Here is a 14,640-nt window from a genome sequence, read left to right as displayed (position 1 = left end):
GGGCCTTGAAGGTGTAAGGGGCTTCGGAGGTGTAGGCGGGGGCGCGCTGTGCCGCCCGCCACACGCGCGTACGAGATCTCCCGTGAGCCCCGGGGGTGTGCCCTACACTCCGCAGCATGTCCCGTGCCAGCCACAGTCGTTCGCCCCACCCGGTCAGGCGTGGGGCGACCCTGGCGTGTGTCTTCCTCGGTGTCCTGGTCACCGGCGCGGCCACCGGCTCATGGCCCGAGAGCTCGGCGTCCGGCGCCGACGCCCCGGCGCCGGACGCCCGGCCCGCCGACGCCGAGGTGCTGGTGAGCCGCAGTGGTGACCGCTGGTCCACCGCGTACTCGCCGGAGGAGTACGAGCGGCTGCGGCACACGCTGGCGGGCGAGTACGTCGGCACGGGCATAGCGGTCGTCCGCACGGCCGCCGGGCGCATCGAGGTCAGCGAGGTCCACGCGGACAGCCCGGCCGAGCGCGCGGGCGTCCGCGCCGGGGACTCGCTGCGCACCATCGACGGCGTCCGGGTGGACGGCTGGGCCGTCACGGACGCCGTCGCGCGGCTGCGCGGCAGCGACGAGGCGGCGGCGGCCGGGCCCGGCTCGACCGTGCGCGTCGGCCTCGAACGGGACGGGCGGCACTGGTCCGCCGAGATCGCGCGCGCCAGGCTGACGGCCGAGACGGTGACGGTCAGCCGGGATGTCCCCGGGGTGACGCGGGTGCGCGTCGCCTCGTTCACGCAGGGTGCGGCCGAGCAGCTGCGGGCCGCCGTCGCCGCCGTGCCCGCCGGGGACGGCCTGGTGCTCGACCTGCGGGGCAACGCGGGCGGGCTCCTCACCGAGGCGGCGGGCGCCGCGTCGGTGTTCCTCGACGGGGGCCTCGTCGCGACGTACGACGTCCACGGCGAGCAGCGCGCCCTGCACGCCGAGCCGGGCGGGGACACGGCGACGCCGCTCGTCGTCCTGGTGGACGGCGGCACCATGAGTTCGGCCGAGCTGGTGACCGGCGCGCTCCAGGACCGGGGCAGGGCGGTCGTCGTCGGGAGCCGCACCTTCGGCAAGGGGACCGTGCAGATGCCGAGCACCCAGCCGGACGGCTCCGTCGCGGAGCTGACCGTGGGGCACTACGCGACGCCGTCGGGGCGGCTGGTGGACGAGGACGGCCTGCTGCCCGACCTGCTCGTCGGCCCGGGCGAGGACGCGGCGGACAGCGCCGTGACGGTCCTCGGCGGCCTGGCCGGAAGTCGTTAGCGCTCAGCCCCCGGGCCCGGGTTTACTGGGCCGGCGCACCGTCCCCCTCCACGACGTAGACTTGGCAGGTCATGGCAAAGGAAAAGGGTCGCAAGCTGATCGCGCAGCACAAGCGCGCGCGGCACGACTACCACATTCTGGATACGTACGAGTGCGGTCTGGTACTGACCGGCACCGAGGTGAAGTCCCTGCGCCAGGGCCGGGCGTCCCTCGTGGACGGCTTCGCCCAGATCGACGGCGGCGAGGCGTGGCTGCACAACGTGCACATCCCCGAGTACGCCCAGGGCACGTGGACGAACCACAGCGCCCGCCGCAGGCGCAAGATGCTGCTGCACCGCTCGGAGATCGACAAGCTGATCGGCAAGACGCAGGAGAGCGGCCTCACGCTCGTGCCGCTGGCCCTGTACTGGGTGGACGGCCGGGCCAAGGTCGAGATCGCGCTCGCGCGCGGCAAGCGGGAGTACGACAAGCGGCAGACGCTGCGGGAGAAGCAGGACCGGCGCGAGGCGGACCGCGCGATCTCCTCGGCCCGCCGCCGCCAGCGCGCGTGACGTATGATGGACGAGGCGCTGCCGGGCAACCGGTCGGCGGTCACAACTGAACAGGGTGTTGGCACGGAGGCTTCAGCATCATCCCAGGGGATGATCGGTTTCGACAGCGGATGTCGAAGCAGGGGAAGCGAGCCGAGGAAGCGGCAATGATCTCGTTAACCATGTGTCGCAAAAAAATAATCGCCAATAACAAGCGCGATTCCTTCGCCCTCGCTGCCTGACGCAGCGTAGGTGAGGTGTCAGCCCGGGAGTGTTCCCGGCCCGGGGACTGGCATCAGCCAGGGGACTCACCGCACGTTCCGGTCACGGGAGCGGCGCGGGACAACAAACAGTGACTGAGCCCGTCGGAGACTTGTCCGCGTGATCTCCGGGGCTGAGAAAATCGCAGCGGACTGCGCTCGGAGAAGCCCTCCTTCCACTTCGTTGGACGCGGGTTCGATTCCCGCCATCTCCACGCTTCGTGCCCGCACTTCACCAGCCCCGACCCGGGTCACCGGGCCGGGGCTGTCGTGTGCACGGGGGCAGCACGGGGGCATGGGCCTCGCGGGAGGCGGACGGTAGGGTCTCGCCATGGGGAACGACGCAGCGGGGTGGGACTCCGACAGGCGGCCGGGCAGTTGGCGCACGTACCGCACCAAGGTCATAGCGGGAGCGGTCGCCGTGACCGTCCTCGCCGTGGGCGCGGTGCTGCTGCTGCGCGGCGGTGACGAGGACGACGGGTCGGACGAGGCGGTCGCGCAGGCGCGGGGCTTCCTCGACGCCTGGGCCGCGGGCGAGCCGGCGCGGGCCGCCGCCCGAACCGACGACCCGGAGGCCGCCAGGTCGCTGCTGGAGTCGGTGACCGAGAACATGCGCCCCGAGGCCGTCGCGTTCACCGTCGGTGACGACCCCGCCGAGGCGGAGGGCGGGGACCTGCCCGACGGGGCGTTCACCGTCCCCTTCACGGCCGCCTTCACGCTGGAGGGCGTGGGGGAGTGGACGTACGAGTCCTCCGCCGTCGTCATGCCGGGCGAGGACGGCGACCAGGACGGCTGGACCATCGCCTGGGAGTCGGCGCTCGTCCACCCCCGGCTCGAGGAGGGCCAGACGCTCGTCCTGTCCGTGGACTCCCCGGAACGGGCGCCGATACTCGCGGCGGACGGCAGCCAGCTCGCCGGACCCGCCACCGTCTGGGAGATCAGCGTCTGGCCCGCGCAGCTCAGCGACCCGGACGCCGCCTGGGAGGCGCTCGACGCGCTGGACGCCGGCATCGACACGGACGCGCTCGCCGACCGCGTCGCCGAGGCCGAGCCCGACCAGGCCGTCCCCGTGATCACGCTGCGGGAGGCGCCGTTCCGCGAGGCCGAGGACGCGCTGCGGGCCGTCGAGGGGCTCCAGTTCACCGAGGGCACCAGGCCGCTCGCGCTGGCGGCCAGGCCCCTGGTCGGCGGGCTCGACCCGGAGAGCGGCGCCGGGGCCTCCGGCCTCCAGGAGCGGTACGACGAGCAGCTCGCCGGTACGCCGTCGGCCGCCGTCGTCATCGCCGACCGCGAGTCGGGCGACGCCGTGGACACGCTCTACGCGCAGGAGGGCGGCGAGGCCGGCGCGCCCGTGCGCACCACCATCGACCCGGCCGTGCAGCGCGCCGCCGAGGAGGCGCTGGCGGACGTGGACCGCGAGGGCTCGCTCGTGGCGCTGCGGCCGTCCACCGGCGAGGTGCTGGCGGCGGCCGACTGGCCGGAGGACGGCTTCAACCGCTCGTTCCAGGGGCAGCTGGCGCCCGGCTCGACGTTCAAGGTGATCACGGCGGCGGCGCTGCTCGAAGGCGGCGCGGGGCCGGACGAGGTGCTCGGCTGCCCGCAGACGGTGACCGTGGACGGCCAGCCGTTCGAGAACCAGGGCCGCTTCGAGCTGGGCCCCGGCACGACGCTGCACGACGCGTTCACCGCCTCGTGCAACACCGCGTTCATCGGCAACCGCGACCGGATCGCGCCCGAGGCCCTCGTCGCCGCGGCCGAGGCGTTCGGGTTCGGCGGGGAGTGGAACGTCGGCGCGGCCAGCTTCGACGGCAGCGTGCCCGTGCCGGACAGCGACAACGCGCTCGCGGCCGCGCTGATCGGCCAGGGGCAGGTGCAGGCGAGCCCGCTCGGCATGGCGGCGGTCGCGGCGACGGTGGCGGACGGCACGTTCCGGCAGCCGGTGCTCGTGCCCGACGCGGCGGAGGAGCGGTACGAGGCGCCGTCGCGGCTGTCCGAGGGGACGGCCGAGACGCTGCGGGCCCTGATGCGGGACACCGTGACGGAGGGCAGCGCCTCGGCGCTCGCCGACGTGGCGGGGGCGCCGGGGGCGAAGACGGGGACGGCGGAGTTCGACGCGGACGGGGACGGCGAGACGTCCACCAACGCGTGGATGATCGGCTTCCTCGGCGAGGGCGACCTCGCGTTCGCCGTGGTGCTGGAGAACGGCGGCTCGGGCGGCTCGGACGCGGGGCCGGTGGCGGCGGCCTTCTTGAACGCGCTGTGAGGGGCCTCGACGCCTTGTGAGGGGCCCGGCCCGCCGGTGTCAGGCCAGCCAGCCGCGCAGCGCGGCCAGGGCCCCCGCCTGGAAGCGGTTGGACGCGTCCAGGCGCGCCATCAGCTGCGCCACCGTGCGGCTCACCGACCGCTGCGAGAGGCCGAGGCTCCGGGCGATCTCGTCGTTCGTCCGCCCGCCCGCCATCAGCAGCAGCACCTCGCGCTCGGTGCCCGCCGGTTCGGGGCCGCCCGCCTCCTCCGACTCGCCGAAGTCCGTCCCGTCCGCCCAGCACAGCTCGAACAGCTGGCACAGGAACCGCAGCACCGCCGGGTCCCGCACGATCGCGACCCCCGCCTGCGGGCGCAGCGGGTCGAGCGGCAGGACGGCGCACTCGCCGTCGTAGATCTGCATGCGGGCCGGGAGCGTGCTGCTCGTGCGGACCTGGGTGCCCGCCAGCGTCAGCCGCCGCATGTACAGGAACGTGGCGCGGTGGCGCCGCGCGGTGTGCTGGAACAGTGCGCGGACCTCCACACGCCGCGACCGCAGCGCGAGGTCCAGGGGCAGGGCCGCCTTGATCGCCGCCTCGCTCTGGCCGCCGCCCGGCACCAGCACGTCGAGGCAGCGCACGCAGTTGCGCACCAGGTCGTCGATGACGGCGCGGATGTTGTCGATGCCCTCGACGATCTCGATGCTGCTGCGCGCCGACCGCATGCCGCGCGCCTCCAGGTAGTCCCCCGACAGGGCGAGGAGCTGCTCCCTGGTGGCGGCCATCGCGATGCGCTGCTGGAGGATCTCCTGCTCGGCGGGGGCGAGGAGGTTCTCGGCCGCGCTCTCGGGGTTGATCGCCACCCAGCCGCCGCCGGGGGAACGCTGCAGCAGGCCGAGTTCGAGCAGCCTGCCCTCCGCGCGGGCGGCCTCCTCGGGGCTGAGCCCGGCGCGGGCGGCCAACTGCCCGAGGCCGTCCGTGGGATGCGTGACGCGCAGCTGGTAGACGCGGACGGTCAGGGCGTCGAGTTCCTGTTCCGCGTGCATCGGCGACTCCCTCGGCCCCTCGGACTCCCGCGCCCCGCTCAGGACAGCCAGCCGCTCTGGGCGGCGCGGACACCGGCCTGGAAACGGCTGTCGGCCTCCAGGCGTTCCATCAGGCGCGCCACGATCCGGCTGACCGAGCGCGGCGACATGCCCAGTTGGTGGGCTATCGCCTCGTCCTTCTTCCCCGCCGCCATCAGCAGCAGCACCTCGCGCTCGACACCGGTCGGCTCGGGTCCCGCCTTCTGCTCGTCCTCGGCGAAGTCCAGGGCGCGGTCCCAGTAGTGCTCGAAGAGCTGCTTGAGGAACTTCAGGACGGCCGGGTCCCGCACCAGGGCGCCGCCCGCGGCGGTGTCCAGCGGGTCGAGCGGCAGTACGGCGCACTCGTCGTAGATCAGCATGCGGGTCGGCAGCACGCTGGTGGAACGGATCTGGCCGCCCGCCTCCGCGAGTGTCGCGGCGTAGACGGCCGTCGCGCGGTGGGTCCTGGCGGCGTGCTGGAACAGCGAGCGGACGCGGATGCCGCGCGAGAGGAGTTCGAGGTCCACCGCGACCGCCGCGCGCAGCGACGCGTCGCTCTGGGCGCCGCCGGGGACCAGCGCGTCGAGGGACTTGGCGCAGGTGCGGCCCAGGTCGTCGATGACGGCGCGTATGTTGTCGATGCCCTCGACGATCTCGATACTGCTCTTGGCCGAACGGAGGCTGCGGGCCTCCAGATAGTCCCCTGACAGGGCGTGGAGGCGGGCGCGCGTGGCGGCCATGGCGATGCGGCGTTCGAGGATGTCCTGCTCCATGGGCGCGAGCAGGGCGTCGGCGGCGCTCTCCGGGCTGATGGCGACCCGGCCGCCGCTCGGGGAGGGGCGCAGCAACCCCAGCTCGGCGAGCTGGGATTCGGCGGTGGCGACCCGTTCCGCGGAAAGTCCCGCGCGGACCGCGATTCGTTCGGCCGAGTCCGTGGGATGGAGCACGCGAAGTCGGTAGACTCGGGCCGCCGCTGCGTCTATTTTGCCGCTTTCGCTCACGCTCTTCTTCCTCGAACGACGTCGGCCAGCCCCTTGGCGTCAACTTGACAGGCGAGATGATGCCACAGCGACTCTATCGACTTCGCTGTGAAAGCTCGTGAGAGTGATTGCGCCAGCATGCCACTCATGTTCGCCGATGTGGACACGGAAGAGGGATCCCGTGAAGAAGTTTGCTCTCAGCCTCGTCGCCGCCTTCCTGGTCGTGGCTGCGTCCGCCGGGCTCGCCGCGGCGGACGAGGCGGCCGGGTCCGCCACGAGCGAGACGGTCACCCCGGCCGGCAGCGTCTGGGACTGACGCCCCCCGTTCCCGCCGTACGCAGGACGGGGATCCAGGACGGACCGACGGATCGACCACGGACACAGGACGGACACAGGACGGAGGAGCGGCACGATGACGCCCCAGGCACCCCTGGCGGTCCTGCTGAGTCCGCGCCGCACGGTCGTCGAGGCCGCGCGCCGGGTCGGCGCCCGTACCCTCGTCCTCGCGCCCGACCTGTCGTCACCGGCCGTCAGGGAGGCCGTCGCGGTGGCCGACTCGGCGCTCACCGTCGAGTGGCGCGACCATCCGCGGCTGATGATGGCCATCGGCCATCTCGCCCACCTCCCCGTCACGGCCTCGGTCTTCGGTTTCACGGAGACCAGCGCCCTCGCCGCCGCACGGGCCAACGAGGCCCTGAGGCTGCCGGGCAACCCCCATGCCGCCGTCGCGTATCTGACGGACAAGGCCGCGCTGCGGGCCAAGGCCGACCAGCTCACCGGTGCCCCCGTCCGGTTCGAGCGGTGCGACCGTGCCGCCCATGTGGTCTCCACCGCGGAACGCGTCGGCTTCCCGTGCGTGGCCAAGCCACGCACCGGTTCCGGCGGCCAGGACGTCCATCTGCTGCGTGACGTGGCGGACGCGGCGTTCCTGGCCGCCGAACTGACTCCCGAACCGGCCCTGATCGTCGAGGAGTTCCTCGACGGACCCGAGTACGGCGTGCAGGCGCACTCGGAGGCCGGGGTGCACACCGTCCTGGCGGTCACCAGGAAGCACCCGCCCGGCACCGGCGCCGACGCGGGCGGCCACGACCTCCCGGCCGCGCTCGGCCCGGAGCTCCTGGCACGGATCCACGGCCTCGTCCAGGGCACCCTGGCCGCGGCCGGGCAGCGCAGCGGCCCCTCGCACACGGAGGTCGTCGTCACCCCGGGCGGGCCGCGGCTCATCGAGTCGCACGCCCACCCCGGGGACGAGAGCGTCGCCGAACTGCTGGCCGCGACGGGGACGGACGTCTACGCCCTCGCCGTCGCGTCGGCGCTCGGGCTGCCGAGGCCCGCGGGCGGTACCGCCGCCGCCGGACGCTGGGCGGGCGTGCGGTACCTGCGGCTGCCGCCCGGACTGCTCACCGCGGTGGACGGCGTCGAGGAGGCGCGGGCACTGCCCGGTGTGACCGGCGTGGAGATCAGCGTCCCCGTCGGCAGCCATGTTCCGGAGACCACCAGCCGGGTCGCCGGACATGGCCGTGTCACCGTCGTCGCGGAGGGGCCGCACGAGCGGGACGCGCTGCTCCGCAAGGCGCTCGACACCCTGTGCCCGATCGTGGTGCCGGAGCCCCTGTGCGGCTCCGGCACCCTCGCGGCGGCCGACCCCGGCAGGAGGGGGCCGGCCGGCCCGGTGCGTCCGGTGAAGGAGGAGGAGCACTCTGCCGCCTGACCTGTTCCCCGCGTTGGTCCTCCCCAGGACCCCGGCCCCACGGACAGATCTGCTCCTCCCCCTCCCCGGCGCACCGGCGGGACCGCTCGCCGCCGCCGGCTACCACGTCCTGGAGCGCCGGGACGCGGCCGGCGCCGTCGAACAGCGCGGCATCCTCGGGTCCCTCAGCCTCCACGGCGTCGAGACCGGCCACATCCTGCGGCACCAGCGGGCCGGCGAGCCCGGGACCGCCCTCCACAGCAGGCTGCTGCGGGAGCGCGGCGGCATCGACGAGCCGCTGCTGCTCGCGGCGCCCGACCTCGGCTCGTTCGAGGACTGCATCGAGCGGACGGTGAAGGGCGCGCCGGTGCAGGAGCTGGAGACCCCGGAGGGCGGCGTCCAGCGGCTGTGGGTGTGCGACGCGTCGTGGACCGACGAGCCGCCCGCGCTGCCGCCCGTGCTGCTCGCGGACGGGCACCACCGGCTGGAGGCCGCGCGGCGCCTGCGCCGTACGCAGCCCGGGGCCGTGTCGGACAGGCTGCCCGCGCTGGTGGTGGACCACCGGCGGTTCCCGTTGACCCTGGCGGCGACGCACCGGATCGTGCCGGGGCTCGACGCGCTGCGCGCCGTACGGGCCGCGGAGCGCGTCGCCCTGGTCGCGGAGCGGCCCGCGCGCCCCCGGCGCACGCCCCGGGCGGGAACGTTTCTCCTCACCGGTGGCGACCGCGTCTGGGAGCTGTCGGAGATCTCGCCCGCGGCCCTCGCCGGGCGGCTGCGCTCCCTGCCGCCCGAGTGGGTCGAACTGCCCGCCGCCATCAGCGACCACGTCGTCCTCCCCGCGCTGTGCGAGGACCAGGGGATCGTGCCCCGGCTGCGCTACACCGCCGGGCACCCGGGCCCCGACGAGGTCGGCCTCGTCCTCCCGCCGCCGACGTGGGACCAGATCTGGGCGGGCGCGGCGAGCGGCGCCGGGATGCCGCCGAAGAGCACGAGCCTCGGCCCGCTGCCGATCGCCACCGGCTGGACGCGCTGACCGCCCCGGCGCTCACCGCCGGGCCGCGCGCCGCGTGAGGACAGGGTTGCGCCGCCGTCACCTCGCACCACGGCACCGAAACGCGCCGTCCCTACGGTCGTGGCGACGAAGCCGACGACCCGTGGGAGGCCACCCATGCCCGCCGACCTGCACGCCCCCGCCCGCCGCCGCGGCGGCCGGTGGATCGAGGAGTGGGACCCCGAGGACGAGCACTTCTGGCGCACCACGGGGGAGCGCGTCGCGCGCCGCAACCTGGCGCTGTCCGTCCTGTCGGAGCACATCGGCTTCTCCATCTGGTCGCTGTGGTCCGTGCTGGTGCTGTTCATGGGGCCCGAGTACGGGGTGGACGCGGCCGGGAAGTTCTTCCTCGTCTCGGTCGCGACGCTGGTCGGCGCGTGCGTCCGCGTGCCGTACACGTTCGCCGTCGCGCGCTTCGGCGGGCGCAACTGGACGGTGTTCTCCGCCGCGTTGCTCCTGGCCCCGACGGCCGCGGCCTGGGCGGTGATGGAACCGGGCACGAGCTACGGCACGTTCCTCCTCGTCGCCGTCCTCACCGGCGTCGGCGGCGGGAACTTCGCCTCGTCCATGACCAACATCAACGCCTTCTTCCCCCTGCGCCGCAAGGGCTGGGCCCTCGGCCTGAACGCGGGCGGCGGCAACATCGGCGTGCCCGTCGTCCAGCTCGCCGGGCTCCTCGTGATCGCCACGGCGGGGGACGGCAGCCCCCGGGTGCTGCTGGCCGCGTACGCGCCGCTGATCGTGCTCGCCGCCGTCCTGGCGTGGCGGTTCATGGACAACCTGGCGCCGGTCGCCGCCGACGCCGGGGCCGCCGCCGAGTCGGTGCGCGACCGGCACACGTGGATCATGGCGTTCCTCTACACCGGCACGTTCGGCTCGTTCATCGGCTACGGCTTCGCGTTCGGCCTCGTGCTGCAGAACGAGTTCGACCGCACGCCGCTCCAGGCCGCGGCGGTGACGTTCATCGGGCCGCTGCTCGGCTCGCTCGTCCGGCCGCTCGGCGGGCACTGGGCCGACCGGCACGGCGGGGCGCGCATCACGCTGTGGACGTTCGGCGGGATGGCGGCGGCGACGCTCGTCGTCCTCGCGGCGTCGCGCAGCGGGTCGCTGCCGGTCTTCCTCACCGGCTTCATCGCGCTGTTCGTCCTCAGCGGCCTGGGCAACGGTTCGACGTACAAGATGATCCCCGGCATCTACCACGCCCGCGCGCTCGCCGAGGGGTACGCGGGGGAGGAGGCCGCCGCGCGCGGGCGGCGGCTGTCGGGGGCGGCCATCGGCCTGATCGGCGCGGTCGGCGCGCTGGGCGGACTCGGCGTCAACCTCGCGTTCCGCCAGTCGTTCCTCAGCACGGGCAGCGGAACGGGCGCCTTCGCCGCGTTCCTCGGCTTCTACGCCGTCTGCTCCCTCGTCACCTGGGCCGTATACCTCCGGCCCCGCACGCCCGTTCCCGCCGCCCCGCGCCAGGCCGCGTACGCCCGCGTGTGACGCGCCGCGCGTAACTCCCGGGAAACGCCGCTGATCCCGCCGCGTCACGCCCGGTTGACAGGCTCGGCCGTCCCGTACCCGGAACACCCACGCCGGAGCGCACTCTCGATGCACCAGCAGCCCACCGACGACACCGACACCGCCCCCGGCCCGAGGCCCCTGGACGGCTTCACCGTCGGCGTCACCGCCGCGCGCCGCGCCGAGGAGCTGGCGACCCTGCTCCACCGGCGCGGCGCCGGGGTCCAGCACGGGCCCGCCCTGCGCATCGTGCCGCTCCCCGACGACGACCACCTGCTCGCCGCCACCCGCGACCTGGTCGCCCACGCGCCCGACACCGTCGTGGCCACCACCGCCATCGGCTTCCGCGGCTGGGTGGAGGCGGCCGACGGCTGGGGCGTCGGGGACGCCCTGCTCGGCACCCTCGCCGGGGCCGAGCTGCTGGCGCGCGGGCCCAAGGTGCGCGGCGCCATCCGCGCGGCCGGGCTCACCGAGAAGTGGTCGCCCGCCTCGGAGTCCATGGCCGAGGTGCTGCAACGCCTCCTCGACCAGGGCGTACGCGGCCGCCGCATCGCCCTCCAGCTGCACGGCGAGCCGCTGCCCGGCTTCATCGAGTCGCTGCGCGCGGCGGGCGCGGAGGTCGTCGCCGTGCCCGTGTACCGCTGGATGCCCCCGGCGGACATCGCGCCGCTGGACAGGCTGATCGACGCGACCCTCGCCCGTACGCTCGACGCCCTCACCTTCACCAGCGCCCCCGCCGCCGCGTCCGTCCTGCGCCGCGCCGAGGAACGGGGCCTGGGCGACGGCCTCGTGGACGCGCTGCGGCGTGACGTGCTGCCCGCCTGCGTGGGCCCCGTCACCGCCCTGCCGCTCCAGGCGCACGACATCCCCACCATCCAGCCGGAACGCTTCCGCCTCGGCCCCCTCGTCCAGCTGCTCTGCCGCGAACTGCCCGCCCGTGCCCGTTCGCTCCCCGTCGCCGGACACACCGTCCAGATCCGTGGCCACGCCGTCGTGCTCGACGGCGCGCTGCGCCCCGTTCCCCCCGCCGGGATCGCCCTGCTGCGCGCCCTGGCGCGCCGCCCCGGCTGGGTCGTCTCCCGCGCCGACCTGCTGCGCGCGCTGCCCGGCGCGGGCCGCGACGAGCACGCCGTCGAGACCGCCATGGCCCGCCTGCGCACCGCGCTCGGCGCGCCCACGCTGATCCAGACCGTCGTCAAACGTGGCTACCGCCTCGCCCTCGACCCCACGCCCGACGCCGGGAAGTACGGCCGCTGACCGCCCGTGGTCTACCGTGGAGCGCTGCGCGGCGACAGGCGAAGGGGACGGACGTGCGGGAACGCGAGATCGGCGACGAGCAGCGGCACCTCGACGCCGTCTACCGGCGGCTTGCCGAGAAGATCGCCGAGGCCGAGTACCTGATGGCCGACGCCGCCCGCCGCGTCCACGTCGGCACGCCGGGCGCGCTCGCCGAGCGTGACGCGCAGGTCTTCCAGGCGGGCCGCCACCTGGCGCGGCTGAACAGCGAGTTCGAGGACTTCCTCTTCGGCCGCGTGGACCTGCTGGCGGGCAAGGACGGTGAGCGCGGCGCGGACGGCGCGTCCACCTCCGTCGAGCCGGCCGACGACGCGGTCCGCGTCCTCCCCGACGGCCAGGCCGTCGCCGAGATCGCCGAGACGCTGCACATCGGCCGGATCGGCGTGCTGGCCGACGACTACACGCCGCTGGTCATCGACTGGCGCGCGCCCGCCGCCGCCCCGTTCTACCGGGCCACGCCCGTGTCACCCGGACGGGTCGTGCGCCGCCGGGTCATCCGCAGCCGGGGCCGCCGCGTCCTGGGCGTGGAGGACGACCTGCTGCGCCCCCGGCTGCGCGCGCTGCTGGACGGGGAGGAGCTGGCGGTCGTCGGCGACGGCGCGCTGATGGCGGCGCTGGGCCGGGCGCGGGGCGCGCGCATGCACGACATCGTCGCGTCCATCCAGGCCGAGCAGGACGAGGTGATCCGCGCGCCCGCCGTGTCCGTCACCGAGGTCACGGGCGGCCCGGGCACGGGCAAGACCGCCGTCGCGCTGCACCGCGCCGCGTACCTCCTCTACCAGGACCGCAGGCGGTACGCGGGCGGCATCCTCGTCGTCAGCCCCACGCCGCTGCTCGTCTCGTACACCGAGGGCGTGCTGCCCGCGCTGGGCGAGGAGGGGCAGGTCGCGATCCGCGCGCTGGGCGCGCTGGTGGACGGCTTCGAGGCGGACGCGTACGACGAGCAGGCCGTCGCGCGGGTCAAGGGCGCGGCGGTGATGGTGAAGGTCCTGGCGCGCGCCGCCCGGGGGGCGCTCGACAGCGGGCGCGCGCCGGAGCGGCTGCGCGTGGTCGCGTTCGGCCGCCGGGTGGAGCTGGGGCCCGAGGAGCTGGCACGCGTACGGCAGCAGGTCCTCGGCGCCACCACGCCCGTCAACCTGCTGCGGCCCCGGGCCCGCCGCCTGCTGCTCGACGCGCTGTGGCGCGCGTCGGGCGCGGCCGAGCGGTACCCGGACGGCGAACTGGCCGCCGAGGCGCGCGACGCGTTCACCGACGACATCGGCACCGAGGACGACTTCACGGGCTTCCTCGACGCGTGGTGGCCCGAGCTGACGCCGCTCGGCGTGCTGCGGGCCATGGCCGACGAGCAGCGCCTCGCCCGCTGGGGCCGCCGCCTGCTGCGGCCGCGCGAGGTCCGCAGGGTCGCGCGGTCGCTGCGCCGGATCACGCCGGAGGGCGCGGGCCTGTCGGCGCACGACGTCGCGCTCCTGGACGAGCTGCGCACCCTGCTGGGCGCCCCCGCGCGCCCCGCCGCGCCGCGCGAATCCGACGGACTCGAAGAGCTGACCGGCGTCGCCGAACTGACCACCTACGCCGACCGGTTGACCCAGCGCCGCGAGCGCGAGCCGGAGGAGCGCACCGAGTACGCCCATGTGATGGTGGACGAGGCGCAGGACCTCACGCCGATGCAGTGGCGCATGGTCGGACGGCGCGGACGGCGCGCGACGTGGACGGTGGTGGGCGACCCGGCGCAGAGTTCCTGGCCCGCGCCGGAGGAGGCGGCGGCCGAACGCGACCTGGCGCTGGGCACGCGCCCCAGGCGCCGGTTCCGCCTCACCGTCAACTACCGCAACCCCGCGGAGATCGCCCGCGTCGCGGACGGCGTGCTGGCCCGCGCGATGCCGGGCACCGAACCGCCGGTGGCCGTACGCTCCACCGGCGTCGAGCCCCGCTTCGCCGTCGCGGGCACCGACCTCGGCGCCGCCGTGCGCGCGGAGGCGGAACGGCTCCTGGCCGACGTGCCCGGCACGGTCGGCATCGTCGTGGCGATGGACCGCCGCGCCGAGGCCCGCGGCTGGGTCGCGGGACTGGACGCGGAGGACCGCCTGCTGGTCCTCGGCAGCTTGGAGGCGAAGGGCCTGGAGTACGACGCGACCCTCGTCGTGGCCCCCTCGGGCATCGCGGCCGAATCCCCGGCGGGCCTGCGCGTGCTGTACGTGGCACTGACGCGCGCGACACAACGCCTGACGGTCCTCTCGACACCGTCCGACACCCCGGACCCGGCGACGGGCGTCCCCGAACTGCTGACCCCCGCCTGACCGTTCACCCCTCACGCCAGAGGGGGATACGTGCCCGCCAGGTAGTCGCCGATCTGGCGGCGCATGCTCGGATGGATGTCGTACCGGTCGAGGTCGGCGGGCCGGACGTACCGCACGCCGTCGGCCTCGGCGTTGACGGTGGGTACGCCGCTCACCGGCCGGCCGGTGTAGGTCGCCTCGTACTGCTGGCGGATCTCGCCGTCGGTGTAGGCGACGATGTGGCCCGGGTCGGAGTAGACACCGAGGAAGCCGGTGATCGCGGCGAGGATGCCGGTCTCCTCCTGGCACTCGCGCACGGCGCACTCGGCCGCCGTCTCGCCGATGTCCTGGGCGCCGCCGGGCAGGGCCCACTGGCCGGTGTCGCGTCGGCGCTGGAGGAGGATCGCGCCGCTGTCGTCGACGACGAGCAGGTTGCTGGCCGGGATGAGGGTGTTCGCCTTGGGGGCGGCGGGGTCGTGGTGGTACTCGGTCCTGCCCATGGACTGCCGGTCCTCGTG

12 protein-coding genes and 1 other RNA gene are annotated in these 14,640 nt (G+C 74.8%); 10 read left to right on the top strand and 3 right to left on the bottom strand.

The window, feature by feature from the left end:
- Positions 1 to 116: 116 nt before the first annotated feature.
- The 4 genes from ACIBPC_RS22970 (at position 117) to ACIBPC_RS22955 (ending at position 4,285) form a co-directional block, all read left to right on the top strand.
- Entirely contained in the window at positions 117 to 1,232 is a 1,116-nt protein-coding gene (locus ACIBPC_RS22970) for a S41 family peptidase (RefSeq protein ID WP_362967700.1), read from the top strand.
- 71 nt (positions 1,233 to 1,303) lie between these two features.
- A complete protein-coding gene (gene smpB / locus ACIBPC_RS22965) occupies positions 1,304 to 1,783 on the top strand; it encodes an SsrA-binding protein SmpB (RefSeq protein ID WP_362967699.1) in 480 nt (159 codons plus the stop codon).
- 86 nt (positions 1,784 to 1,869) lie between these two features.
- Positions 1,870 to 2,240: a transfer-messenger RNA gene (gene ssrA, locus ACIBPC_RS22960) on the top strand.
- 113 nt (positions 2,241 to 2,353) lie between these two features.
- Entirely contained in the window at positions 2,354 to 4,285 is a 1,932-nt protein-coding gene (locus ACIBPC_RS22955; protein ID WP_398847097.1) for a penicillin-binding transpeptidase domain-containing protein, read from the top strand.
- Between the two features lie 39 nt (positions 4,286 to 4,324).
- Here ACIBPC_RS22955 and ACIBPC_RS22950 read toward each other — a convergent pair whose 3' ends face one another.
- The gene (locus ACIBPC_RS22950; protein ID WP_362967697.1) at positions 4,325 to 5,308 is read right to left on the bottom strand and encodes a helix-turn-helix transcriptional regulator; all 984 of its coding nucleotides are present in this window, start codon (positions 5,306 to 5,308) and stop codon (positions 4,325 to 4,327) included.
- Between the two features lie 38 nt (positions 5,309 to 5,346).
- Positions 5,347 to 6,273: a LuxR C-terminal-related transcriptional regulator gene (locus ACIBPC_RS22945; RefSeq protein ID WP_362967696.1), complete on the bottom strand. Its 927-nt coding sequence runs from the start codon at positions 6,271 to 6,273 to the stop codon at positions 5,347 to 5,349.
- Between the two features lie 214 nt (positions 6,274 to 6,487).
- Between ACIBPC_RS22945 and ACIBPC_RS22940 the strand changes: the two genes are divergently transcribed.
- The 6 genes from ACIBPC_RS22940 to ACIBPC_RS22915 all read left to right on the top strand — a co-directional run bounded on the left by ACIBPC_RS22940 (position 6,488) and on the right by ACIBPC_RS22915 (position 14,143).
- Positions 6,488 to 6,622, top strand: a complete 135-nt coding sequence (locus ACIBPC_RS22940) for a hypothetical protein (protein WP_398847095.1) — start codon at positions 6,488 to 6,490, stop codon at positions 6,620 to 6,622.
- A 96-nt stretch (positions 6,623 to 6,718) separates the two neighbouring features.
- Positions 6,719 to 8,017 carry an ATP-grasp domain-containing protein gene (locus ACIBPC_RS22935; protein ID WP_398847093.1) on the top strand — a complete coding sequence of 433 codons (1,299 nt, stop codon included), beginning with the start codon at positions 6,719 to 6,721 and terminating at the stop codon, positions 8,015 to 8,017.
- A 13-nt stretch (positions 8,018 to 8,030) separates the two neighbouring features.
- On the top strand, positions 8,031 to 9,029 hold the full coding sequence (locus tag ACIBPC_RS22930) for a DUF1015 family protein (RefSeq protein WP_398847091.1): 999 nt from the start codon (positions 8,031 to 8,033) through the stop codon (positions 9,027 to 9,029).
- A gap of 135 nt (positions 9,030 to 9,164) precedes the next feature.
- The gene (locus ACIBPC_RS22925; RefSeq protein WP_362967693.1) at positions 9,165 to 10,532 is read left to right on the top strand and encodes a nitrate/nitrite transporter; all 1,368 of its coding nucleotides are present in this window, start codon (positions 9,165 to 9,167) and stop codon (positions 10,530 to 10,532) included.
- Between the two features lie 108 nt (positions 10,533 to 10,640).
- Positions 10,641 to 11,807, top strand: a complete 1,167-nt coding sequence (locus ACIBPC_RS22920) for a uroporphyrinogen-III synthase (protein WP_398847089.1) — start codon at positions 10,641 to 10,643, stop codon at positions 11,805 to 11,807.
- A gap of 53 nt (positions 11,808 to 11,860) precedes the next feature.
- Positions 11,861 to 14,143: a HelD family protein gene (locus ACIBPC_RS22915; protein WP_398847087.1), complete on the top strand. Its 2,283-nt coding sequence runs from the start codon at positions 11,861 to 11,863 to the stop codon at positions 14,141 to 14,143.
- An 11-nt stretch (positions 14,144 to 14,154) separates the two neighbouring features.
- Here the strand turns inward: ACIBPC_RS22915 and ACIBPC_RS22910 are convergent, their stop codons facing one another.
- Complete coding sequence (locus ACIBPC_RS22910; protein WP_362967690.1) at positions 14,155 to 14,622, bottom strand: NUDIX domain-containing protein; 468 nt, start codon at positions 14,620 to 14,622, stop codon at positions 14,155 to 14,157.
- Positions 14,623 to 14,640 lie beyond the last annotated feature (18 nt).

The organism is Streptomyces sp. NPDC049879 (genome assembly GCF_044461265.1).
Lineage (GTDB): Bacteria > Actinomycetota > Actinomycetes > Streptomycetales > Streptomycetaceae > Streptomyces.
The sequence above is the reverse complement of the archived record's forward strand: the minus strand, read 5'-3'. Positions and strand labels throughout refer to the sequence as shown.